The sequence below is a fragment of the Mesorhizobium erdmanii genome (assembly GCF_013170725.1).
GTDB classification, from domain to species: domain Bacteria; phylum Pseudomonadota; class Alphaproteobacteria; order Rhizobiales; family Rhizobiaceae; genus Mesorhizobium; species Mesorhizobium erdmanii.
Genome location: NZ_CP033361.1, coordinates 6,174,854 through 6,197,336 on the forward strand (window position 1 = coordinate 6,174,854; position 22,483 = coordinate 6,197,336).

At 58.4% G+C, this 22,483-nt stretch carries 16 protein-coding genes and 5 pseudogenes; 5 read left to right on the forward strand and 16 right to left on the reverse strand.

Annotated elements, in window-relative coordinates; all coding sequences use genetic code 11:
* Positions 1-249: 249 nt before the first annotated feature.
* Positions 250-1,041, reverse strand: coding sequence for a gamma-glutamyl-gamma-aminobutyrate hydrolase family protein (locus EB233_RS29680; protein WP_425487724.1), 792 nt, complete (start codon positions 1,039-1,041; stop codon positions 250-252).
* A 224-nt stretch (positions 1,042-1,265) separates the two neighbouring features.
* Complete coding sequence (locus EB233_RS32385; RefSeq protein WP_155765409.1) at positions 1,266-1,607, reverse strand: hypothetical protein; 342 nt, start codon at positions 1,605-1,607, stop codon at positions 1,266-1,268.
* 470 nt (positions 1,608-2,077) lie between these two features.
* On the opposite strand from EB233_RS32385, the gene EB233_RS29690 reads away from it, so the two are divergent.
* Complete coding sequence (locus tag EB233_RS29690) at positions 2,078-3,538, forward strand: amidase (protein WP_064987156.1); 1,461 nt, start codon at positions 2,078-2,080, stop codon at positions 3,536-3,538.
* 625 nt (positions 3,539-4,163) lie between these two features.
* On the opposite strand, the gene EB233_RS29695 is transcribed toward EB233_RS29690, so the two are convergent.
* The 3 genes and pseudogenes from EB233_RS29695 to EB233_RS29705 all read right to left on the reverse strand — a co-directional run.
* Positions 4,164-5,336: a M20 aminoacylase family protein gene (locus EB233_RS29695; RefSeq protein WP_064987157.1), complete on the reverse strand. Its 1,173-nt coding sequence runs from the start codon at positions 5,334-5,336 to the stop codon at positions 4,164-4,166.
* A 625-nt stretch (positions 5,337-5,961) separates the two neighbouring features.
* Positions 5,962-6,729, reverse strand: a pseudogene (gene tnpC, locus EB233_RS29700) (IS66 family transposase); the annotation flags it as partial.
* Between the two features lie 49 nt (positions 6,730-6,778).
* Positions 6,779-6,964: pseudogene (locus EB233_RS29705) on the reverse strand (ATP-binding protein); the annotation flags it as partial.
* 524 nt (positions 6,965-7,488) lie between these two features.
* On the opposite strand from EB233_RS29705, the gene EB233_RS29710 reads away from it, so the two are divergent.
* Positions 7,489-7,653 (forward strand): hypothetical protein, encoded by a 165-nt coding sequence (locus tag EB233_RS29710; protein ID WP_155765410.1) that lies wholly within the window; start codon positions 7,489-7,491, stop codon positions 7,651-7,653.
* 753 nt (positions 7,654-8,406) lie between these two features.
* Here EB233_RS29710 and EB233_RS29715 read toward each other — a convergent pair.
* Entirely contained in the window at positions 8,407-9,402 is a 996-nt protein-coding gene (locus tag EB233_RS29715) for an aldo/keto reductase (RefSeq protein ID WP_064987159.1), read from the reverse strand.
* A gap of 226 nt (positions 9,403-9,628) precedes the next feature.
* Between EB233_RS29715 and EB233_RS29720 the strand changes: the two genes are divergently transcribed.
* Positions 9,629-9,862, forward strand: coding sequence for a cupin domain-containing protein (locus EB233_RS29720; RefSeq protein ID WP_064987160.1), 234 nt, complete (start codon positions 9,629-9,631; stop codon positions 9,860-9,862).
* Positions 9,863-9,937: 75 nt separating this feature from the next.
* Here the strand turns inward: EB233_RS29720 and EB233_RS29725 are convergent, their stop codons facing one another.
* Both EB233_RS29725 and EB233_RS29730 read right to left on the reverse strand, forming a co-directional pair.
* The gene (locus tag EB233_RS29725) at positions 9,938-11,332 is read right to left on the reverse strand and encodes an MmgE/PrpD family protein (protein ID WP_064987174.1); all 1,395 of its coding nucleotides are present in this window, start codon (positions 11,330-11,332) and stop codon (positions 9,938-9,940) included.
* Between the two features lie 235 nt (positions 11,333-11,567).
* Positions 11,568-12,110, reverse strand: a pseudogene (locus EB233_RS29730) (ATP-grasp domain-containing protein); the annotation flags it as partial.
* Between the two features lie 1,074 nt (positions 12,111-13,184).
* On the opposite strand from EB233_RS29730, the gene EB233_RS29735 reads away from it, so the two are divergent.
* Complete coding sequence (locus EB233_RS29735; RefSeq protein ID WP_155765413.1) at positions 13,185-13,301, forward strand: aminopeptidase P family N-terminal domain-containing protein; 117 nt, start codon at positions 13,185-13,187, stop codon at positions 13,299-13,301.
* A gap of 109 nt (positions 13,302-13,410) precedes the next feature.
* On the opposite strand, the pseudogene EB233_RS29740 reads toward EB233_RS29735, so the two are convergent.
* Positions 13,411-13,539: pseudogene (locus tag EB233_RS29740) on the reverse strand (IS256 family transposase); the annotation flags it as partial.
* Between the two features lie 1,157 nt (positions 13,540-14,696).
* Positions 14,697-15,644 (reverse strand): IS110 family RNA-guided transposase, encoded by a 948-nt coding sequence (locus EB233_RS29745; RefSeq protein ID WP_064987162.1) that lies wholly within the window; start codon positions 15,642-15,644, stop codon positions 14,697-14,699.
* A 205-nt stretch (positions 15,645-15,849) separates the two neighbouring features.
* On the opposite strand from EB233_RS29745, the pseudogene EB233_RS29750 reads away from it, so the two are divergent.
* Positions 15,850-16,671, forward strand: a pseudogene (locus EB233_RS29750) (D-alanine--D-alanine ligase family protein); the annotation flags it as partial.
* Between the two features lie 247 nt (positions 16,672-16,918).
* Here the strand turns inward: EB233_RS29750 and EB233_RS32230 are convergent.
* The 6 genes from EB233_RS32230 to EB233_RS29780 form a co-directional block, all read right to left on the reverse strand.
* Positions 16,919-17,305, reverse strand: a complete 387-nt coding sequence (locus EB233_RS32230; RefSeq protein ID WP_081288640.1) for a serine hydrolase — start codon at positions 17,303-17,305, stop codon at positions 16,919-16,921.
* The gene (locus EB233_RS32235) at positions 17,244-18,053 is read right to left on the reverse strand and encodes a serine hydrolase (protein ID WP_064987164.1); all 810 of its coding nucleotides are present in this window, start codon (positions 18,051-18,053) and stop codon (positions 17,244-17,246) included. The genes EB233_RS32230 and EB233_RS32235 overlap by 62 nt, the downstream gene beginning before the upstream one ends.
* 96 nt (positions 18,054-18,149) lie before the next feature.
* Positions 18,150-19,196: an ABC transporter ATP-binding protein gene (locus EB233_RS29765; RefSeq protein WP_064987165.1), complete on the reverse strand. Its 1,047-nt coding sequence runs from the start codon at positions 19,194-19,196 to the stop codon at positions 18,150-18,152.
* Positions 19,193-20,212 carry an ABC transporter ATP-binding protein gene (locus EB233_RS29770; RefSeq protein WP_064987166.1) on the reverse strand — a complete coding sequence of 340 codons (1,020 nt, stop codon included), beginning with the start codon at positions 20,210-20,212 and terminating at the stop codon, positions 19,193-19,195. Before EB233_RS29770 ends, EB233_RS29765 begins: the two co-directional genes overlap by 4 nt.
* On the reverse strand, positions 20,209-21,102 hold the full coding sequence (locus tag EB233_RS29775) for an ABC transporter permease (protein ID WP_081288643.1): 894 nt from the start codon (positions 21,100-21,102) through the stop codon (positions 20,209-20,211). The genes EB233_RS29770 and EB233_RS29775 overlap by 4 nt, the downstream gene beginning before the upstream one ends.
* Before the next feature lies 1 nt (position 21,103).
* Positions 21,104-21,985, reverse strand: coding sequence for an ABC transporter permease (locus EB233_RS29780; RefSeq protein WP_064987167.1), 882 nt, complete (start codon positions 21,983-21,985; stop codon positions 21,104-21,106).
* Between the last annotated feature and the right edge of the window lie 498 nt (positions 21,986-22,483).

Below are 22,483 nucleotides of genomic sequence, written 5' to 3' on the forward strand. Positions count from 1 at the left end.
TGCGATCATGGCTGCTAAAAGTTCGCGCGTCAGTGACGCCGGGCGGAGCCGCGTCGCACCCTGCCGCTGCGGTGCGATCAAGCGGTGATTTGAACTGCCGAATTTCTCACAAGACCATGGAGAATCGAGGAACCTGGCATCCGGCCGCAGGCTTTCGAGGCCCCTGTTCACAGTGAGGAAGTCGCTATCGCGCTCGAGTGCTATGGCAGAGGATCCGGGCCGGCGGTCTATGATCGTCTGGCCACGATTTCAATCGGATTGTGGTTGTTGGTTGCCGATCCTGCCCGCCGCGTGCGCTCGAACCGCATCTCCGAACGCGCGGAAAATGCGCATGGACGCTTCGTCAGACTTCACCCAATATTCGGGATGCCACTGGACGCCGACTGCGAAGGCACCTGTAGTCCGCACCGAGACTGCTTCCACGGTTCCGTCTTCCGCAACCACTTCGACCTGGAGCCCCGTGCCCAGCCGATCGACCGCCTGGCGATGGAGGGAATTCACCTTGATATCGCCTGCGCCGATTACGCCCGCGAGGCAGCTACCCGGCTTAACGGTCACAGTTTGGCGGATGGCGAACTGCTCGTCCCGGCTATCGCTCTGCGGCGCCCTATGGTCAGGCGAGCCGGGACGATCCTGGATTTCGGTCGCGAGCGTGCCGCCGAGTGCGACGTTCAGTTCCTGAATACCGCGGCAGATGGCAAGCAGCGGAACCGCATGGTCGATTGCCTTGCGGATCAAAGGGAGCGTGGTTGAATCACGCGCAGGGTCATAAGGGCCATTGGCTTCACTCGCGTCACCGCCATAGAGCGAGGGATGGACGTTGGACCCGGAGCCCGTGATCATCACACCGTCGACAGCGTCGAGGAGCTGTTCGAAGTCAAGCCGATCGCCGAAAGAAGGGACCAGCACCGGAAATACGCCGGCAGCGGCGACCGCCGCCTCCAGATACTGCTGAGGTGCCGCATGCCAAAGATAGTTGTAGAGTTGGCGGACATCCGTCGAGACGGCAATGAGCGGTTGCTTTTTCTCATCGATGTTCAAACACGACATATCTTTACAATTCCGTCATTGTTCGGATTAGGATTTCAGAATGTATGGGCGCGCCCGGGTTGGTAAGCACAGAATCCATATCGCGACCATCTAGGACCGAGATGGGCAGACCATTTTCCTGCTCTCAGTCTACCGGAGGCCGATCTATCGCGAGAGTTGCCGGAGCACGTAATCGAAAGATGAGCGTTCTCTGGCCGTCTCCGCAGTTCGCGAACTCATTCCCAGGGTAGCCAGGAAATTGAAATGGCGCCGGTCAGCCACGGCTCGGGACGCGGCCTGTGATCCCCGTTGCCCCGATGGTAAATGCCATCGCTCCTACTGCGGCCGTCAGGGGCATGTCGATTTGGATTCCAGATGGACCCCGGCACGACCGCGCCCGAAGCTCCGTGCGTCGCCGACGCCGTCAGTGCGGTGGCGTTGATGACGCCGATACCAGGGATAGTCGAAAGGCGACGAGCCGCTTCGTCCTGGCCTGCGATATGCACGAATTCCGCATCGAGGGCCGCAATCCGCTCATCAAGGCTGCACCACTCGGTGCACAAGTCCTCGATCAGCACCCGCTGCGCGCTGGCAGCCGGGGATCGTCCTCGTCGGCGAAGACTGGAAGCCCATCGCCCCCAGTTTGCGCCGCCCCTACGCCATGACAATGCTCCAGCAAAAGCGCGCGCAGATGGTAAATCAGCGCCGTGCGCTCGACATCGGTTCGTTCCTCTCGTTCCAAACAGAGCAATCCTACCCGATCGCTCCAGAGAGGGGCCGCAACAAGCAGATGATGCAAATCATACTCCTTAGATTTTTGGACACCAAAGCTCCTTCGGCATCTAGTTTCGAGATGGTCAAAATCTAGAAACAGCATTTGACCCTTTCGGACATCACGATCGAAAGTGATGTTTGGTGAGAGCCCGCAATTCTTTCCTCGCGCGCTGCGGGTAGCGGCAGGCCGCCGTAGAAAAGAGTTCCTTGGCAGGCCCGCGCCCCCCGGGTGTCGCACGCTTCGCCAGCACCACGCGAAGAGAGGACAGTAGCGATGAGGCTCGATGAATATGTCCGGTATGATGCTACCGGTTTGGCGTCTCTCGTGAAAGCGGCTGTAATTACTCCCTTGGAACTAACGCGCTTAGCGCGCGACGCGCACGTTGAGATCAATCCGCGGATAAATGCTGTCATCGAGTTCTACGAAGATGCCGAGACTGTCGTCGGCTCGAACGAAGGGATTTTTGCTGCCGTTCCGTTTCTTCGGAAAGACACCGGAGCGAGCGAGGCCGGCCGCCTACAAGAAAATGCAAGCCGTCTGTTTAAGGGCTATCGACCCAACACCGAAAGTCATTTCTTTCGCCGCGCCCGGGAGGCGGGGCTCAGGACGCTCGGGAGAACAACGATGCCTGAATTTGGGACATCGGGCATGAGCCAATCGATTCTAAATGGAATTACTGGCAATCCGTGGGATTTGAATCGGTCGGCAGGTGGCTCATCCTCGGGATCGGCAGCTGCGGTCGCTGCCGGTATTACTCCAATCGCACATGGTAACGACGGCGGCGGGTCAATTCGCGTGCCAGCCGCCTGGTGCGGGCTGATTGGGCTGAACCCCTCTCGAGGCCGCGTGTCCGGTGGTCCAAACAATCAAGACGCGTTGTTAGGTCGTGCTCGAGAGTTTGTTATCTGCAGGACCGTGCGCGATATGGCTGCCGCACTGGATGTTTTCTCTGGCTCTCATCCTGGCGATCCTTTTATCGTCGTCCAGCCGAAACGTTCCTATCAAGAAGAACTTTCACAGCCGACAGGGGCCCTAAAGGTTGGGGTTGCCATGACAAAATGGGGTGCTGTTGATGTGGAGCCGGAAGTGCTTGAGGCTGTCGACTCGACTGCCACTCTGCTTGAGGAGTTGGGGCACAGGGTCGCTGAAATCGAGCCGCCATACGAGTCCGCAGAATACTTCAGAATATTGCTCGCCAATTCTGCTCGCAGCGCGCATCTACTCGATGAAGCGGCCCAGGCAATGGGACGCACCATCAATGCAGATACCTTGGAGCCCGCCAATTTAAAGCTTTATGAATATGGCCGAAGGGCATCACCATTTCATGCGGGAGACATACATGAGCTCATGCGAAGACTGCGGGTCCGCGTGGGTGAGGCGATCGAACCGTACGACATCTTGCTAACTCCCACCATGCCATTTGTGGCCCTAACACATGGCAGCATCTATTGTACGACTAACCCTACGCTCTCTGCGGAAGAATTCAAGGAAGCAGACGCCGCGCTTTTTCAATATCTTGGAGTGTTCAATGCTACAGGACAGCCGGCAGTATCCTTGCCATTGGCACAAAGCTCCAGCGGGATGCCTATCGGGCTGCAAATAGTTGGCCGCTTTGGCGACGAGGCAACGCTGGTTCGTGTTGCACGTGATCTGGAGGAGGCTAGACCTTGGAGAGGCCGGCACCCGAAAATTTGGGCAGGGGCGAATAGTCTTAGATTTGCCAATCCCCTGTGATCGATAATGAGCGCCATGTGCCTCGCTTTCAGCGCGAGTTGGATTCGCCTTCGGTAGTGTGACACCAGAGGAGGTTGCGAATGAGCATGGGGCGTCGTTTATAACGGCAGTAATACCAAGAGACCTTTGTTGCACGGATCGCTTGGTGAATGCACTGAGCCCGTCGTCCCAGGCCTTTGTTTAGGCGGCGCGGTCGGACTTGGGGCGTCCAAGCTCGAGCAGCTATGTCCGCCGTCGCATGGCAGCGTAAGGCATGACTGATCGGCGGCACGGCGATCCGAGTTAACGGCGGAGTTGGCCGAGGATTGGGGCAGGGCATTGGTGTCCTATCCGGCCCTGCCGCCGACGGCGCGCACCACGGAGGCACAAGAGGTCGTCGAGAAGGCCAGGTCTAGTGCAGGGCGTTTTCGATTATCCAGTCGCCGCGACGCCGGCTTTCGCGGCCACAACGCACCGCAGAGCCATAAGTCGGGGTCTTCACCAGCGGCCAGAAACGCCGCGTCACCTCGGCCATCAAGCGCCAGATGCGCCACCGCGCGCCCAGCGTCGGTGGTCCATGGGAAGGCTCATATTTTGGTTCTTCTACTTATTTTCCCCTGGACGGATGGCTTTTTGCACCCCAATTTCACACACTTGATGCGGGCAACGCCGTCTCGACTAAGTTCACCCAATAGCCGATGCCATAAGGCAGGACTTCGTCGTTGAAATCATAGGCCGGGTTGTGCACAGCCGCAGTATGTCCATTACCAACGAGGATATAGGAGCCCGGCCGCGCTTCGAGCATATAGGAGAAATCCTCCGACCCCATCGAAGGTTTGATCTTATCGTCTACGGCGGCAGCCCCCACGAGACTGCTTGCTACCTTGATCGCCAGATTGGTCTCGTAGTTAGAGTTGATAGTGACAGGCTCAAGGCGGCTGTACTTGAATTCGATATCCCCGCTAAATCCGCGCGCAACGCATTGGGCGGTTGTATATATCTGTTGCTCGGCAAAGTCCCGCAGGCCGGCTGAGAGGGTCCTGACGGTGCCAGCTATTTTGGCGGATTCTGGAATAATGTTATATGCTTCGCCAGCGTCAAGTTTGGTGATGGACATGACGAGCGAGTCCATCGGGTTCGTGTTGCGGGCGACCAAGGTTTGCAGTCCGACGATGATCTGTGCTGCAATGACAATCGGATCGACGCATTTATGCGGCTCGGCCGCATGGCCACCTCTGCCCTTCACGAGAATGTCGAACTCGTCAAGTGCAGCCATCAGCGGGCCATCGCAAATCGCGAATCTTCCAACCTCAAGGCCTGGGTCGTTGTGCATGCCAAAAACCTGGGAGATGCCGAAACGGTCCATGATCCCTTCCTGGACCATCCTTTGGCCGCCCCGGCCGTCTTCTTCCGCAGGCTGAAAGATCAAGGCGACGGAGCCCTTGAAATTTCGCGTATTCGCAAGGTATTTCGCGGCACCCAGCAGCATGGCCGTGTGACCGTCATGGCCGCAGCCATGCATCCTGCCCGGTATCTGCGACGACCACGGCTTGTTTGATTTTTCGAGGATCGGCAGGGCATCCATATCCGCTCTCAACCCGATTGTCGGACCCGTTCCACCTTGACCGTGAATCATTGCGACGATGCCGGTTTCTGCTATCCCCGTCTCGATGTGGTTGATACCGAAGGAGCCAAGCTTCTCGGCAACGAATCTGGCTGTATTGTATAGCTGGTAGCCCAGTTCAGGATGTAGGTGGAGGTAGCGGCGCCATTCGGTTGCCTCACACTGGAGATCGCGGAAGGTCTCAATGTTAGGCATGTTCCCGTTCCCAACGTCGAATTCTACAACCACAGCGCCTCGACGCCGTTGACATTCCGCGAGCTAGCACTGTGCGTCAAATTCAGTTTGTGTATCCCCGTCATCTGGCAGCGAGATGGGCTAAAGGCTGTTGAGATTCATCTGGAATTTAGGATGGCAGCGGCGAGATCAACAATGCGACGTTCGGTCTGTCGGCACTCATAGCGAGTAGACACCCAGGCTCAGGCTCCGTCGGAGAATGCCCGCCCGGGAACCCCGACAACTTGATGCCGATCGTCGGCAAAGAACGCCAAAGAAGCTCAGACATTGAAGCGGTTACTAGTCGCCCTGGAGTGTACCCATCCGGTGAAGACTGCGGATGTGCGTATCGGTAGCCATGAGGACCTGGGTACCGGGTCAAGCTTTCGATGGGGAGACGCGATGATATTCTTCCAGGAGGAGTTTGACCTCCTCGAAGCCTTCATCGGTGAAGGCCAAGATCCCGTCGTCATCGTTGGCACCCAGATGACGTCGTCTTCGGGCTCAAGACCGAGGGTTAGGTCCTGGATGAGCGCTTCTGTGACGCCGAGTTCGCTGGCGACACGGTTGACGGTGTAGACGTGATGCACTTTATTGCGCTGCATGATCAGGCCGCAGCTGGTTGGGTCCGCAGTTTTGCGGACCTCCAATTCCACGGCAGAAGATCATCGATCCGATGGGCCGGATAGGCGGCCATTCGGGCGAGGACGTCGGACAGCCAGGCCTGAGGGTCGATATCGTTCATCTTGGCGCTGACGATCAGGCTGTAGAGAACGGCCGCGCGCTGTCCGCCGCGATCGGAACCACAGAACAGCCAGGACTTTCTGCCGAGAGCGATGCCGCGCAGGGCTCGCTCGGCTGCATTGTTGGATAGGCAGATCCGCCCATCGTCGAGGAACCGGGTGAAGGATGACCAGCGGCGCAGCATGTAGTTGAAGGCCTTGGTCAGATCGTGTCCGCGCGAGAGCTTGTCGCGCGTCTCGATCATCCAGCGCTCAAGCTCGGTGACCAGCGGCGCGCTCCGCTCTTTGCGCGCGGCGTGGCGTTGGCCTGGCGACAGGCCGTTGATCGCGCGCTCGATATCGAACAGGGCATCGATGCGCTTCACGGCTTCAACCGCCAGCGGATAGATCAGGTTGGGCTTCTCGCCGTGCGCCTTCTTGCGCGCCGCCGCTTCGATATCGGCCAGCTCGAACACTTTGCGCCAGCTGTGGGCCCAGCAGCTGGCTTCCAGAACAAGCGCCGGCTGACGGCCCGTCGCATAGAGATCGCCATAGCCGCCGTAGGCATCGGCCTGCAGAATGCCGCTCCAGCCGGCGAGATGCGCCGCGGGATGTTCGCCTCGGCGATCGCGGGAATAGTAGAACACTGTTGATTTCCACCGAGAACTGACCCGGCATTTCCACCGAGAAGTGACCCGCCTCTCATGTATGTTTCGGTTCGGTGTTGACGGTCAAGGTTCTGGCTTTCTCCTTCGCTTTTTTAGGCTCGTGTGCGGAGCTGTTTTTGAACCGGAAGCTGTCGTTCCCGGTTTCCAGGATGTGGCAATGGTGGGTCAGTCGGTCGAGAAGCGCGGTCGTCATCTTGGCATCGCCGAAGACACTGGCCCATCTCGGTGTCCACGAAACCGGCAGCAGGCCACGCATGTAAATGAAGCCGCGCGCTTCTTACCGGAATTGGCGCGCCACATGATGTTCAGTTTGGTCGGCGCGAAGTTCTGACAAGTTCCGACCAACTGTTGGGATATATGGTCGACCAGGCTTTTCGTCGAACATTTACGGGAACGCGAGTCAATACCGGCCAATTATTCAATACAAAAAATTTTTATGACAGAAATCTTAAACGATTAACTCAAGTTCATACAGCATACGAATTCTTATTTTCGCCTCGCCCCGAAAGCGCGGTACAAATTACTTACCTCCAGCCACCAGATCCATTGGGGCAAGGATGGGGACTTCTACATCTTCCACAAGCCTCACAAGGCCAATCTAGACTTAGACTAGGGGGACTCCTTAGTCAGCCGCGCCTTCGATTGCGCCGACCAGACCGCCGCGGCTCGCTGCGGGCTTCCCTCCAGCCGGTTTGGAACCGCCTCAAGGCATGGGAGCTTCTGTCATCAGGCATAGGCGCAGACATGGAAATTGAGGTGCATCACGTCTACAAGATCGAGCGTGGCGCCAGGCACCTCTTCGTGAGCGAAGTGCTCGTCCAGGAACTGACCCTCGGTCTCGAGCCCGAGGACGGCGTCATCTGGGTCTATCGGGCCAGCGATGATGAGAGGATCTTAGCTCACCTATGAAGGCATCGAGGAGTCGAATTTCTTTTCATGACTACCCATCGCGTATCCCATGCGAAGCTTAGCCCCAGCACCGCGGTGCTTAGGTGCTCATGGCTGCCGGATACGCATGTTCTGCGGTCTTCGTCGGTCGGATACCGCCGGTGTTGATCTTGGGGCAGCCCAGCTGGCCGGCTGGCCGTTCAGCTGGTTCTTGATGAGCGGGATCGAGTGCGAATAATCCAGCCCGAGCGCAGGCGGGTTGTAAGGGTTCGCCGTTGTGATTGCCAGCCTACCGCCTTCGCCGCAGCATTGAAGCCCCGTTACGGGCGTCCGGCCTGTGTCTTCGACGTCTGGTAAGGCGCGACATTGCCGTTCAAGTCGCTTCAGTCGGTTCTCGCCGAAAGGTCGACTTAAGTTCGAATTCGTGGCTTGTATCCGAGCGCTAATAGCCGAAGGTAGATGTGAACACAACGCGCTTGACACCTCGCATCCCGCGGGACGCGCGGGATGCGCAATTTTCCGTTTGACCGCAGGCGGCCCGAACTCAGCCTTCCCCGCGTACTTGATCGCCGGAGACGTCGGCGAAGGGTGATGGATAAGGTACCGCCCGCGGCAGCCTCCCCAGGGGTCGCCGGCGGCGAGCCCTGGGAGGCGAACGACATCCGGCCGCCCTCCTCTACGCTGCCTTCTTGAGATTGCCAGACCTCGCTTGGCGCGACAGTGACCGGAGGGTTGCCCGCAGGCAATGGCCGGCCTGCAACAGCGCCAGAATGTTCAGCGATCGATCCCGGCCATCACCCAGTCGGGGTAGCGATTGCCGGAAACCGTTCCTGTCGCGAGCGCCTCGTCAAGCGTCCGCATGTCGGTGTCGGTAAGTTGGATACTGTCGGTGCCGACATTCTCCTCCAGATAGGCGCGTCGCTTAGTACCTGGGATCGGGACGATGTCGTCACCCTTGTGCAGCAACCAGGCGAGCGCAATCTGCGCGGGCCTTGCGCCCTTGGCATCCGCGAGGTCGAACACGGCCTGAGCTGCCTTTACATTGCTGTCGTAGTTCGAGGCCTGATACCGTTCGTCGATCCGGCGGGTATCGCCTTCCGGGTACTCCTCGGCCCGTTTGACGCCACCAGCGAGGAAACCGCGCCCCAACGGGCAGAAAGGCACCAACCCGATGCCCAGCGCACGAAGCACAGGAATCACATCCCGCTCAAGGTTGCGTTCCCACAGCGAGTACTCGCTCTGCAGGGCCGAAACCGGGTGCACCGCATGCGCCCGGCGCAGGGTGGCGCCCCCCACTTCCGACAGGCCGAAGAAGCGCACCTTGCCTTCGCCCACCAGCTCCGCGACCGTACCCGCGACATCCTCAATCGGCACCTCGCGATCGATGCGGTGCTGATACAGCAGATCAATATGGTCGCTTTGCAGCCGCCGCAGGGATCCTTCGACCGCGCTGCGAATCGAGCCGGGTCGGCTATCGGTTTCGGCGCCGAGCTGGCGGCCATTCTTGAAGCGAAACCCGAACTTAGTGGCGATCACCACCTTGTCCCGCCGATCGCGAAAAGCGCGGCCGAGCAGTTCTTCATTTGTGTACGGACCATAGGCTTCCGCGGTATCGAAGAAATCGCAGCCGAGCTCGATCGCCCGGTGCAGCGCGGCGATCGACTCCTCCTCATCCGCCGGCCCGTAGTACTGGCTCATTCCCATGCAACCGAGGCCGATCGCGCCAACCCGCAGACCTCGCATACCCAGTCGCCGCTTGCTCAATGTCATGGGATCAACTTTCTGAAGGCGTGTGGAGGCAAAGATATGAATTGCGGGCCGTACGGTGAATACTTGCAAATCCGAAAAGCTCGCGCGAGTGCGAGAATGACAAACGACCCGTTTAAGACATTCTTAAGCTGACCCGGGCGGGTATGCTGGTGACAGGCGGCTTCACCGCGGTCGGGCCTAAGGCGATCCGCTTCCCGGTCCCGAAGACGATTAAGTCTTCGCCCTCGTGAGAGGAAGCAGCTGGGTCATTCTCGAGGACGAGACACCGCTCCGGTTTGCGACCGGCGATGTGGGACTGCTGTCAGCGCCGCTATCGTTCGTATTGACCAGCCACTCCGGTGTTGATCCGGTCGATGCAATGACGCTGTTCTCCGGCGTAGGTAGGACAACCACCCAGACCGGCGACGGCTGTTTCCTCCTTGCAGACGATGTGGAGAACCTGCTTTCGACAGCGAGTTAGCACCTTTAACATTTGGTTTCATGAAAATCGCCTAACTCTGTATCAGTTCGCCTCTGGGACCCCATTCACCCGAGACTACTTACCGCCCACTAGCAGCTCAAATAGCGGTGCCAACGTGGGCTGCTTATCAAGATCCCGGATGAAGTCACCGATCAACCCGAGTTGTTTCTCGGAGAACGGCAACATCGAAATTTCGCTGCAATCCTTAAGTTTCTGCATGCCATCGATGAGCGAAGCCGGGTTTTCCGGATGTCCGAACGGCTTGTCCACACGAATAAAATGTTCTGATCCGCTCTTTAGCCTTACTTTAACTGTTGTCGGCGAATTCCCATACTGGCCGTGAGTGCGTTCGATCTCTGGATCAACTTCGGCCTTGGTAACGGCCATAATCCGACGCACGGCCGGATCCTGGAGCGCTTCGGGACGGAAATCGCCAATTGCGACTCTGCCATACTGCGCTGCGACAGAGATGGCGTAAGGCAGGCTGTAACGCGCTCCAACCGGGTCCTTTGGGTTCCATTTTTGGTCGCGCGGCTGAACCACAAGACTCTCAGCGCGATGATTCAACCCGAGCTCAATTGAAACAATATCCTCGCCCGCGAAGTTGTGCTTCTCGCGCAATTTCAGCAGCCCATCGATCCCAAAATGATTACACTTGCAGGACGGCCAGGGTTTGAAGCCCATGTAAGCGTTCACATAATCGTTGCCCAGTTCGTCCATAAGCATATCGAGGTCGAACTCAGGTTCAAAAGCTTTGTAGAAACCATACTTCCCGAAGAACGGCTCCCGCGGGCCGTTGAAGCCCACCATAGCTGATAGAGCCGACTCAATTCCCGAGCGGGCCCGCAATCCCTGCTGCAACGCCACAGTGTGGACACCTTCTTCATACATCTGGTATTCGCCGGCGGCGTGGGCGTAAGCGATTCCGAATGCATTACGGGTTTTCTCTTCGTCGAGCCGTAGCAATTTGGTACTGACCGCTGTGGCGCCCCAGACCGAGACCATATTGTCGCGGCCCGTATTTGAAGAATAAGTGGTAACGCTACGCGCAAGACGCACGTGCAGATCGATAGCTGTTGCGACCGCGGTCAGCAATTCTCTTCCGGTGATAGAAGGATCCCGTTCGGCCAGTGCCAGGGCCGGGGGGACATCATATGAGCTTGCGTGACAACCGTTGATATAAGTCTCATACGTCTCATCAAAATCAAGGGCTCTGGCCGTAGTCGCATTAACAAGGGCTGCCAAGCTCGATGGGAGCTTTTCTCCGGAAACCCAAACGGTGCATTCTGGTTTGCCACCGTGCAAAGCGCCCAATTGACGCGCGCTGTGCGCGATCGGATCGTTCGATCCGCCGATTGCGCAAGCAATCGTATCGAGGATGGAGAGCTTTGCACGTTCGATCGCTTTCTCAGGGATCGTCTCCAACCCGGAACTGAGAACGTGCCTTATGATTTGCGTCGTCACATCCATTGCCATACCTCCAAATGAAATATCGGGCTGCTGATATTTAGAACATAGCCCCCTCGGGGGCCGCAGATTGTTCTGTTTCGCCAAGAGCCGAAAATGGTATGATCGACCAAGCGATCAAGGCAACGGCATGCTGAAGTATCAGCTCGGCCCCAGCACGGGATGGGAGGCGATGATATATCCGCGACAGTCTCGGCAATCGCCTTTCCTGACGATCGGTGTCTTGGGTTAAACATGCAATGTGCTTCCCGTCCAACAGATAGGTTGTCTGTTCGGATAACTCATCGACATTGCGGCACAATCGGACATCGCTGCTGCCGCTGCCGACGGGTGGTTTAAGAACTACAGGCAGGCCGATCTCCGCGTTACAGCTTTCTACGTCTGTCGCATTCGCTGCCAAGCGACAAGCGGGCATTGGAACGCCGGCTGCCGCAAGGAGTTGACGTTGAGTGAACTTATCGCAGCATCGTTCAATCGATGCGGGGTTCGGTCCTGGTAGATCGAAGTATCGGCAGAGCTTGCCAACTGTCGCATAGGCTGAGTCGTCGAGGTCCGTGAAGCCAGTGATACCAGCAATGTCATACGTCGCACGCAGCCGGGAACATTCGCGGACCAGTGCATCGAGATTCTCGGTGTCGACACGGATTGCCTCTATGTTTTCCGCCGCGAGATAGTCGGCGGACAGGGTAATTGGATGAAGGCCAAGACGCTGGGCCGCTTTCACGTACAGCAGACCGACACTCCTGTGGCCTTCAACCAGGATGAGCGCTCTTCTTGCCATTGGCGTCGATCTCCGCTTTGTGCGGTGCGGCGGCCAGAGCGTAAACAGGCGCTGGCTTATATTCGTCCCACCTCAGACTTGCCGGACGATACCATTGTCGGCGAGCCTCAATTGCGAAAGTTCTGCAAAGTTATTTGAAGTATCTTATTGCAATAATTTGCTTGACGGAGTTGTCCGGCCGACGATCTGGCCCTACCTTCATTCTCCGCCCGGAACCTCAAGGCCAGCCTGATCGAATATGCGGGCCGATTTCCGAATGTGGAGATCCGGATGGTTGAAGGACGCGCTCGCGCCTGTTTTCCGGGATCGCAGGAGATCTCGACGACATGGATCATGAGCGGTGATCTGGTTCCCGGAGAGGGCAAGCGATGGCTTTGCGGACCGGGCGCACCATGGTTCGCTTCGTCCTGTGTTCCACGAACGCTCTCGGCGGCGCTTTGCGGCGGCCGAGGCGTTGGCGGCTGGGTGCGGTGGGATCGCTGCGGTGGCGCGGGGCACTGGCATATAAAGCGGAAGCGGCATGTTCTGGGGGCTGCGCAGGACTCTTCCGGGCGCCCCAGCGCCACTTCGTCAGGGGTAGCAGCAGGCTACAACGGCGAGCGGCCAAGCGAACGCGCTTTCCTGCTCCCCGGTTGTTGAAGTAACCTTGTCAGGTTCGAAGTGTCAGGACGAGGGCGCCCGAAGGCTGCCATCTTGGGCAGGAAAATAAGTCGATTCGCAGGCCGCTTCCCAGCCGGTCACCAAAACACGACGTCATTGATGAGCGTGGGTCGTGTCACCGCAGCCCTCGTCTGCCGGCGCCGTTTAGCGATTGAGACCGCTGGCTAATGTCGACCGCGAAGCGCCCCGCTGCCGACAAATCCGTCTAAATGCGCAAGACACTTGCCGCTTCGGGGGAGTACCACATCAGTTATGGTCATCTCGCATCGACGACTATGGGGCCGAATGCCGGGATGGATATCGCTGAACTAGAGGACGCCCCTGCTCAATTCCGAGAAGGATCGTACACATGAACTATCAGAAACCTTTCTGGCCGATGAGTTCGACCGGCGCGTTCAAGACATGAAAAGACGCATGGAGAAAGCCAGATTTGATCTGCTCATCTGCCAAGATCCCGCCAACATGGGCTGGCTGACGGGCTTCGACAGCTGGTCCTTCTATACACCGCAAGTCGTGATGATTCATCTTTAGGAGGACATGCCGTTTTGGTTCGGGCGTCCGATCGACGCCAAGTCGGCCCATATTACGACGGATGAGATCGACAAGCGCTTTCTTTCTGGTCGTGGTATTCGTCAACGGCGCGGGCGAGCCGCAGCGGGTTCTTCTCGCCATAGCCGGCGCCGGTGGCTGCGCCACCTCCAGCTCGCAGCAGATCTGCATTCGGGGTCTTCTCCACGAGCGTGCGCAGGTTCATCATGTCGTCGGTCATCGGTGGTCCTTCCGAAATGGGTTAGCGTCAACAACCAGCCCCTGCCGAAAGCGCCGATGACCACCGACACGCCGCTCACTCGTTGCAACGCTACTTACGACGCGCGCGCGATCGGCTTCGTAACCGCCGAGTTACACCACCTGAGGAGACACGATCCGGATAAGCCACTTTGCTTTGCTCATTTCGATGACGCCGACGATTGCTATCCTGTTCGAGAGCGTAAAGGTCCGATTGGCGTCGGAAGACTGCGACATGGGGCGCCTCCTTCGGAAGAATTGGTTCTAACGACGCCGGAAGATGCCCCTCGCCGCTCTCAGCGGTGGACGATCCTTTTGAAGGACCCCGCCACCAAACCCGTAGATGGCCAACCGGCAAACTCGATAATGGCGGCGGCGTCCTTAGCCAACCCAAGCGTGCAAATCGCGTGATGCCAGGTGATGCGGTGATGCGGTCATGCTCCGATGCCGAGCGCGTCGTTGTCATAGGGAATATCATGGTCGCGGTCGTTCGAGTTGGCACGAGATGCGACCGCCGTCATGTCGCCCATGTGGTCGTGTTCAGCCTTATCCGGTTGAAGACCTGTATGTCCGAAATCCGACACGCTGAGACGCAAGTACCGCAATCGCGGTGCGAAACACATGGTTTTGTGCCACCTGCTCGCACAGCCTCTTGGTTGGCACGCCGATTGCTTGGGACACTGTGAAGGATCCGTTACGACCTAGCGGCCTTCGCAGTCCCGGCCGAGGAGATCTACAGGAAATTTGCCCGAACCGCCCAAATCAATGCGATGACGCTGCACTGTTGAGTGCGGTCTCGCCAATTGAAGCTTTGCCGCATCCGTCGCGGGTGCCGCTGTCATTCCCCAGCAGTGGCATTGGTTCCTTTTGCGTCTGAAGGCGGCTGCGGGGTCAGCCAATCCGAGCCAATGAACGTGACAGCGGGCAAAATCGAAGGAATAGCTCATGCGGGTAGCCATCGTTTATAACTATGATCGTACGGGCGTGATCAATCAGTTCGGTCAGCCTTCACCCGACGCGGAATACCGTCCCAGCTCGACTTATGAAAGCATGGCAGCGGCCCTGCAGGAGCGCGGTCACGAGACGCTGCTGTGCGAAGGCGACAAAGGACTGCTCGCTACGCTAGAGTATCCGTCTTGGTCAAGGAATGTCTGGAGCCCATTTTCGGTCGTCCCTGATGAGCACGTTTGCGAGGACGACAAGCTTTCGCATGATTGCGGTTATGGCGACTTTTGCAGGTTTTCCACCTGCTCGGAGGCTTTCGTATTTTGCCTTAAGAGGCTGATTGAATCGGATGGCGACGAGGGCGGGCATGTAGAGTGCCTGCCTGAGCATTTGCCGGCCGCCCTGGATGAAGCTCTTGCCCTTCCACTGGCCGGATTGACGGTCGACGGGGGCAAGGCCGGCCAAGCTTGCAGCTTGCTTGTTTTCGAGTGCACCCAGTTCGGGCATGTCAGCGACGATGGCGAAGGCGCTCGCCTCTCCAAGCCCCGGAATGCTGGTGAGAATATCGAAGCGGCGTCTGAGACCGGGTTCGCTGGTGATATGGGTTCGGCATTCGGTGTCGATCGCTGTGATCTGGGCAGCGATTTGTTTCAACCGTTGCTCGGCCTGGCGCTTCAACAGCGGGATGGTCAAAGACTTCTGCCGGTTCAATGTGGCGGTGCGGTCCTTGATCAGCGCTCGTCGGGCGGCGACCAGTTCGCAAAGCGCATCAAGGGCATCGCTGCGGATCGGCCGGATCTGCGGCGCCATCAGCGCGCCGAAGTGGGCGAGCATGGCGGCATCGATCCGATCGGTCTTGGACAAGCGGCCGGCGGCCTTTGCGAAGGCACGCGTGCGCTGTGGGTTCATCTTGACCAGCGGCAGGCCCTTGGCACCCAACGTGCGTTCGAGCAACCGATGGTAGGCGCCCGTCGCCTCGTAGACGATGCGGGCAGGCGCAAGAGGCGCCAGCCAGCGGATCAGTTCGCGTAGACCGTTGGCGTCGTTGGCGTATTGCCCCTCCGTACCTTCCGGCAGCAGATGAACGTCGAGGCGATCTTTCGAGATGTCGATTCCGAGCGTTAGTGCTATGGTTGCGGTCATCTTTTCCGTGTCCCGTGCTTGTCATCCGGGTCTAGAAACCCGGCTATCCGTTCAGGCCTCATGGAAAAGAGAGGGGCGATCATACTCTAGCTCGGTCCATCACGACCGGCGGTTCATCGATCCCACCCCTCCCGCCGCCTGCGGGTGGTGAAGGCCCGCAGGCGGCAACCCACTTTGGCCTCGAAACGACGGAAAGTCATAAGACAAGCGGTTCATGCCACCCGATCCGCAAGGCCGTCCCTCGGGAATCGTCTTCAACAAGGCGGAGGGAATTCAGGGCGGGTACCGTTATACCCACGTCCCGGCCATGCTTGAGATGGCCGGCGTGCCATACACTGGATGTAGCCCGCTCGGGTTTGGACTGACGCACGATAAGGTCATCACCAAGAGGCTCATCCGCGAATGCGGCGTGCCGACGCCCAACTTTCGCGTGATGCGTCGCGGCACCGAGAGTACCGGCGACCTGCGATTCCCAGTGGTAGTGAAGCCGCGTGTGGAAGAGAGCAGCCTCGGATTGCAGCTCGTACATGAACCTGCTCAGTTGAGGCATGCCGTGGAGGTGATCGTCACCCAGTATGCGCAGGATGCACTCGTGGAAGAATACATAGACGGGCGAGAAATCGCCGTCGCGTTGCTGGGAAACGGAGAGCCAGAGGTATTACCTCCGGTGGAGTTCGACTTCGGCGACCGCGAAACGCGTCTTGTAACTTGGGAGGCGAAGTACGTGGCGGCCGCGAAGCTGCCGCGGATTTGCCCGGCGCAAATCGGGAGCAGCCTTGCGAGTGTGTTGCGGGATATTTCGGTTGCGACCTTCTGTGCCTGCCAGTGCCGGGACTATGCCCGAGTCGACCTTCGGATCGACCGCTCCGGCCAGCCCTTTGTCCTGGAGATCAACTCGATGCCGAGCATCGGTATGCGCTCCTCTTATGTCTTGGCCGCGATGACCGCCGGACACAGCTTCTCAAGCTTGGTCAATCGCATCCTTGATGTCGCCCATACGCGGTACTTCGGAATCGGCATCCCCTAGGTTGAACCGTCGAACTGCTGATTTCAGAAAGTGGCGGACACTAATGGAGTGCACCCCTGAACTTAGGCACAGGTGTTTGGGCGTCGCCCGTCGTGGTGCTCACGATGCCCCAGCATCGTTGCCCGTGAGTAGCGCCGGTTTCGCAACTTGAGAAGCCGTTCTAATTGCCGAACCACTGATTCAGGTCGATTCACGGTCGACTCGCGTCGCTTAGCGTTTAATTCCCAAGCGGCCGGCGACAAACTCATCAGTCTGCAGCGATCTCGGCCATCATCTTCATCAGAGGGCCGCTGAAGTCGGGATCGGAGGCGCTTCTATTCTCAAGCACGCTGAAATAGACGACAACGATGCCGGTGTCCGGATTCGCGAGCATGTACTGACCGCCGTAGCCGCCGTGGCCAAGCCACGTTCCGTCGGTATTCATCTGCCGGCTATAACGTATCCAGTCGCGCGTCTTTGAGTAGACAGGACCTGGATGACGGCGTGTCTGATCGATGAAATCGGGATCGCCGACGCGGCGACCGTCGACCCCCTCGCCCTTGCGCGCGAAGAGCAGGCCGTAGCGCGCGAGATCACGGGCGGTGAGGCAGACGCCGCCGTCGACCAGCGGCACACCCGCACGGTCGCAGGTCATGTGAAAGCATCCCTCGAGGCCCTGCCGCTTCGACAATCTCGATTAGCCAGTCGCGCAGCGGCCGACCGCTGACGCGTTCGACGATCCAGCCGAGTACATCGCTGTTAGGTGACTTATACAGCATCTCTCCGGTGCGATTTGCCAGGTCACCGCCGGTGATGCCGCAGATGAAGGATCGTGTCGTCCCTTCCATCTGACCCTCCGGGGGCAAGCGCCAGCCGTTGGCGGATTCCCAGTTGTAGATCGCCGCGTAGGGGTCGCTAGTATCCTCGCTGAAGTCGTTGGCGACGTTCATGTCTGCAATCGCATTGATGGTTGCCTCAGCGTAGCCCGTACCTATCTCCGGCAGATATGTGCCTACTTGCTCGTCGAGATTGACGAGACCGTCGGCCACCGCACGGCCGAGCATCAAGTTGAGCGTCGTCTTTGTGATAGACATAATGGGATGCGGCCTGTGGGAGCCGAAATCCGGCGCATAGGCTTCGTAAAGAATGCGATCGTCGCGCACCACGACGAAAGCCGAGAAATGTGGCATGGCAAGATAGCGTGCGACCTCGGGACGCCCGCCGATTTTCCAGTCGATCTCTTTCCTGAGCGGCAGCACGCCGGGCGCGCGAAGGGACATGGCATAACGCGTCGTCGTGTGGAGGTTATGGAAGCAACTGCGGCGGTAATCAGGCAGGTTCCAGCGCGCCTTGTTGTCGAACACGGTTGCCAGGTCGGGATTGGCCATCGAGGGCAGCGTCATGTGGTGGGATCTTCCTGGGACTCTAGAAGAGTTCATGGTTTAGCGACTTTGTTTTCTTCTATTTTCTTGGCATGGTGTGGGAGGAGCGATGGATGACTAGTTTTTCAGGGTTGGTCCAGCCAAAGACAGCGGTTTCTGCTCCAACGGCATCGCGGTTTCGCGCTCCAGCGGAAAATGGCATTTGAAGCTGTGATGCGGGTCTTCCCGGTTTGTTGAAGGTTCGGGGAAGACGCGGCTGCAGATATCCCGGGCGTAACGACAACGGGTGTGGAACTCGCAGCCGGAGGGCCGCCGAAACAGGCTCGGCACCTCACCCTTGAGTTCTATCCGGTTCAGCACCGCATCCGGGTCGGGCTCGGGATTGGCCGCAAGCAGCGCCTCAGTGTAGGGATGCCGCGGGTGTTCAAAGATGCCATCGGTCGGGCCGACCTCAATAAAGCGGCCGAGATACATGATTGCCATGCGATCGGTCATGTGGCGCACAACGTTAAGATTGTGCGTGATGATAAGGATCGCCATGCCGAGTTCGTCCTGAAGCCGCGCGAGAAGATTGAGCACCTCGCCCTGCACCGAGACGTCGAGGCCTGCGGTCGGCTCATCGGCGATAATCAGGTCCGGATTGAGCGCAAGAGCACGCGCGATACCCACGCGCCTGGCCTGACCTCCGGAAAGCTGATGGGGATAGCGGCGGGCAAAATCTGCCGGCAAGCCGACCATTCGAAGCAGGCGCTCCGCTTCGCCTCCGGCATCGCGACGCCTTAATCCGTGGATGCGAAAAGGCTCTGTCAGGAGCGACCGAACGGTCAGCCTCGGCGAGAGTGAGCCGACCGGATCCTGGAACATCATCGCCATGCGCCGCAAGTAAGGCTTGCGTTCAGCCCCACCGAGTCCCTCAATTTCCTGTCCATCGAAGCTGATGCTGCCGCTCACAGCCCGCTGCAAGCCGATGATCGTGCGCGCAATGGTGGATTTTCCTGAGCCGCTTTCACCGACAAGAGCGAGCGTCTCGCCCTTGCGGATTTCAAAGGACACACCACATACCGCGTCGATGAAAGGGGCTTTCGTCCCGGTTGCGAGCGCTTTCATCGGACCCATGGTACGGAAGCGGACCCGTAGGTCCTCAACCCGAAGCAGCGCGCTCATGCCGAAACCAACCGCTCTTCATCGAGCAGATGGCATCGCGCGACTTGGTCCAGGCCGATGCGGTACTCGACCGGGTTCTCTTGCAAGCAGCGATCAAATGCCTGGGGACACCGGGTTGGGAAAATACATCCTTTCTTGCTGCCGAGCAGACTGGGCACCTCGCCGGGTATGGTCGGCAAAGTGCGTGTGCTTTTTTTGATACGCCCGGGATCGCACTCAAGCAGCGCGCGGGTGTAGGGGTGAGCAGGATTGTGGAAGATGTCCCGGACCGCCCCCTGCTCCACCACTTCGCCCGCATACATGACAGCGACCCGGTCACACAACTCAGCCACCGCTCCGAGATGGTGGGAGACGAAGAGAATCGAGCAACCAATTTCTTTTTGCAGATCCTTCAGCAAATGAATGATTTGCACTTCCAGCGTTGCATCCAGCGCAGTGGTTGGCTCGTCGGCGACGAGGAGCGCCGGTTTCACCAGAAGCGCCATGGCAATGCAAACGCGTTGACGCATGCCACCTGAGAAGTGATGCGGATAGGCGCTGATGCGGCTTTCGGGATCTGGAATTCCGACCCGGCGAAGCATGTCGAGGGCACGAGCGCGCTTTTCACTCCGGCTACCTAGATCGTGGTGCTGGATATCGATCATCTGGCTCTCGATGGTCCGCACCGGATTGAGCGCGGTCATAGGATCCTGAAAGATCATGGAGAGACGATCGCCGAGCAGGTTTCGACGCGCTTGAGTGGGCATTTTGAGCAGGTCTTTACCTTCGAACAGGATGCTGCCGGCGGCGACATCTGCATTTTCGGGAAGCAGGCCCATTACTGTGTATGCGAGCGTCGATTTTCCAGATCCGCTTTCGCCGACAATACCAACCACCTGGGCGGCCGGAACATTGAGCGAAACGTTACGCAGGGCATGAATGCGCCCACGCGGTGTGCCGAAATCCAGATTTAGGTCACGGATCTCAAGAAGCGGGCCCCTGGATGAGAGCGGCGGTCTCGGATCGTCGTGTTTCATAGGTCTTTCCGCAGCTTGGGATCGAATATGTCGCGCAGCGCCTCGCCTAGGAACGTGAAGCCAAGCGTTGCGAGAACGATGGGAACACCCCCGGCTATGACAAGCCAGGGCGTCTGATCGATGTAGCTATAGCCATCGTTGAGGATAGCTCCCCAATCGGGCGTCGGAGGCCGTACGCCCATTCCCAGAAAGCTGAGACCCGCCTCCACGGCGATGACGGCCGGAACGTCCATGCTCACCAGAATGAGAAGCGGGCCGAGCACATTGGGCAGTATGTGCACGGCGAGAATGCGTGTCGTGCCGGCACCCATGCTGCGCTCCGCGGCGATGTACTCACTGCTCCGCAGCGCTTCTGTCTGGGTGCGCACGACACGCGCGTAAACGGGCATAGACGTTAGTGCAATTACTAAAATGACACTCGCCAAGCTAGGTCCTAGAAGCGCGATCATGGCAAGCGCGAGAATGATGCCGGGAAACGAGCGGATCGTATCGAAGAAAAGCAGGAGCACATTGTCGAGCCAGCGAGGACCGAACCCTGCAATCAAACCAAGCATAAGGCCGACTGCCAGTGAACTTCCAAGAGACGCGAAAGCAACGAGCAGCGGGATGCGGCTACCCATGAGGGTGCGAGAAAACGTGTCGCGGCCCAGTTGGTCCGTCCCCAGCAGAAAGTCCATCGAAGGTCGGGCCAGACGCGGCCCCACCATGATCCGGATCGGATCGTGCGTGATAATCAGCGGAGCGAAGATTGCAAGTACTGCTATGAGTACGACAAGCACTGCTCCGAGCATGCCTAGGCGGCTATTGCGAAATTGCCCTAAAAAGGTGCGAAAGGCGCCAGTAGCCATCGCATCGCTGGGTCCGGGACGGATTGCTTCCATACTCACCATGTCAGAGCTTCTCCCGGGTTCGCGGATCGAGGAATGCGTTGACAAGATCGGAGAGCGTCGTTGCGGTAACAATAAGAAACGTGGTGACGAGCACGACGCCCATTACAATCGGATAGTTCCGCGTATTGACCGCATTCACGATCAACGCGCCAATGCCAGGTCTCGCAAAAACCACTTCGACAAAAACCGCGGACGAAAGTAGCCAACCAATGCCTACGCCGAGGATGGTCACGGTCGGCAGGATCGCGAGCGGCAGCGCGTAGCGCGCAACAATTCGCCCTTCCGAGATTCCGAACGAGCGAGCCATGCGCACGTGGTTTTCACTTAGGATCTCAAGCATGGATGCACGTACCAGTCGGGAAATGTAGCCGACCCAGCCAATCCCTATGGCAAAGGCTGGGAGGATGAGATGGATAAGTCCGTCCCAAAAGCCGTTGCCGGCTCCGACCGCTGGCAACCAGCGCAGAGTCACCGCAAAAATCATCAGCGCGTAGACCGCCACGACGAACGAAGGAATTGCGATAGTGGCGACCGTCACTACGCCGGCCATCTGATCTGCCAAGGAGTTGCGCCGCATCGCTGAGTAGCAGCCGAGCGGCACGGCTATCACGACCGCCCAGAAGATCGAGACCAGAATCAGTTCGATCGTATAAGGCAATTGCTGAAAGACAATGTCGGCAACCGACCTCTGACTGAACACGTCGAAGCCGAGATCGCCATGGAGCAGCCCGCCGAAGAAGATAGCAATCTGCACGACGAGCGGCTTATCCAACCCCATTTGCTGATGCAGCAGCGCCATCATTTCCGTTGTCGCCCGTGGTCCGAGCAGAACCGCGGCAGGATCGCCGGGCACTGCTCTGATCATCAGGAACAGGAGCGTCACCGCGGTCGCAATAATTGCGACCGCCAGGACTGTTCTTTTGAGAAGATAGCTCGCTTTCCAGTTTGTAAGCGTGAGCTGGTGTTTCGTGACCTCATATTTGCAGATTGCAGAGGCTCACTCGGCTTCAAACTAGCGCAATTTTGCGGCGGAGATCCCCAAATGGGAAACGATCGGTGCAGGAAAGCTGTAATCTTTTGCTGAATACGCTCTTTTACTGCAACGGCGTACACACTGCGTGTATTACAAAAAATGCCAATTCCTTTGGCCAACTAGCACGGACACGCCGATAGAACCGTCAACCAAGTGGACAGGGAGGAGGGATGAGTTTCGACGAGCACAACAAGGGGACCGGTGCAGGACCGCCGTTTTTCGAGACAATCCGCTGCCACTCTTTCGAGCGTGGTACTCGGTTCGCGGCAGGGCTTCATCGAGGAATATCTCAGATAATCCGGCTTGATCAGCAAGATCGACCTCGGGATGACTGCTCATCTCCGCGCC

Excerpts from the sequence above, each read along its gene's own strand:
- EB233_RS32235 (WP_064987164.1), bottom strand. The coding sequence starts at position 18,053 with ATGACGCTGCCCTCGATGGCCAATCCCGACCTGGCAACCGTGTTCGAC.
- EB233_RS29715 (WP_064987159.1), bottom strand. The coding sequence starts at position 9,402 with ATGACATTGAGCAAGCGGCGACTGGGTATGCGAGGTCTGCGGGTTGGC.
- EB233_RS29775 (WP_081288643.1), bottom strand. The coding sequence starts at position 21,102 with ATGGTGAGTATGGAAGCAATCCGTCCCGGACCCAGCGATGCGATGGCT.
- EB233_RS29725 (WP_064987174.1), bottom strand. The coding sequence starts at position 11,332 with ATGGATGTGACGACGCAAATCATAAGGCACGTTCTCAGTTCCGGGTTG.
- EB233_RS29690 (WP_064987156.1), top strand. The coding sequence starts at position 2,078 with ATGAGGCTCGATGAATATGTCCGGTATGATGCTACCGGTTTGGCGTCT.
- EB233_RS29745 (WP_064987162.1), bottom strand. The coding sequence starts at position 15,644 with ATGACCGCAACCATAGCACTAACGCTCGGAATCGACATCTCGAAAGAT.
- EB233_RS29710 (WP_155765410.1), top strand. The coding sequence starts at position 7,489 with ATGGAAATTGAGGTGCATCACGTCTACAAGATCGAGCGTGGCGCCAGG.
- EB233_RS29765 (WP_064987165.1), bottom strand. The coding sequence starts at position 19,196 with ATGAGCGCGCTGCTTCGGGTTGAGGACCTACGGGTCCGCTTCCGTACC.
- EB233_RS29695 (WP_064987157.1), bottom strand. The coding sequence starts at position 5,336 with ATGCCTAACATTGAGACCTTCCGCGATCTCCAGTGTGAGGCAACCGAA.
- EB233_RS29770 (WP_064987166.1), bottom strand. The coding sequence starts at position 20,212 with ATGAAACACGACGATCCGAGACCGCCGCTCTCATCCAGGGGCCCGCTT.
- EB233_RS32230 (WP_081288640.1), bottom strand. The coding sequence starts at position 17,305 with ATGACCTGCGACCGTGCGGGTGTGCCGCTGGTCGACGGCGGCGTCTGC.
- EB233_RS29735 (WP_155765413.1), top strand. The coding sequence starts at position 13,185 with ATGGAGAAAGCCAGATTTGATCTGCTCATCTGCCAAGATCCCGCCAAC.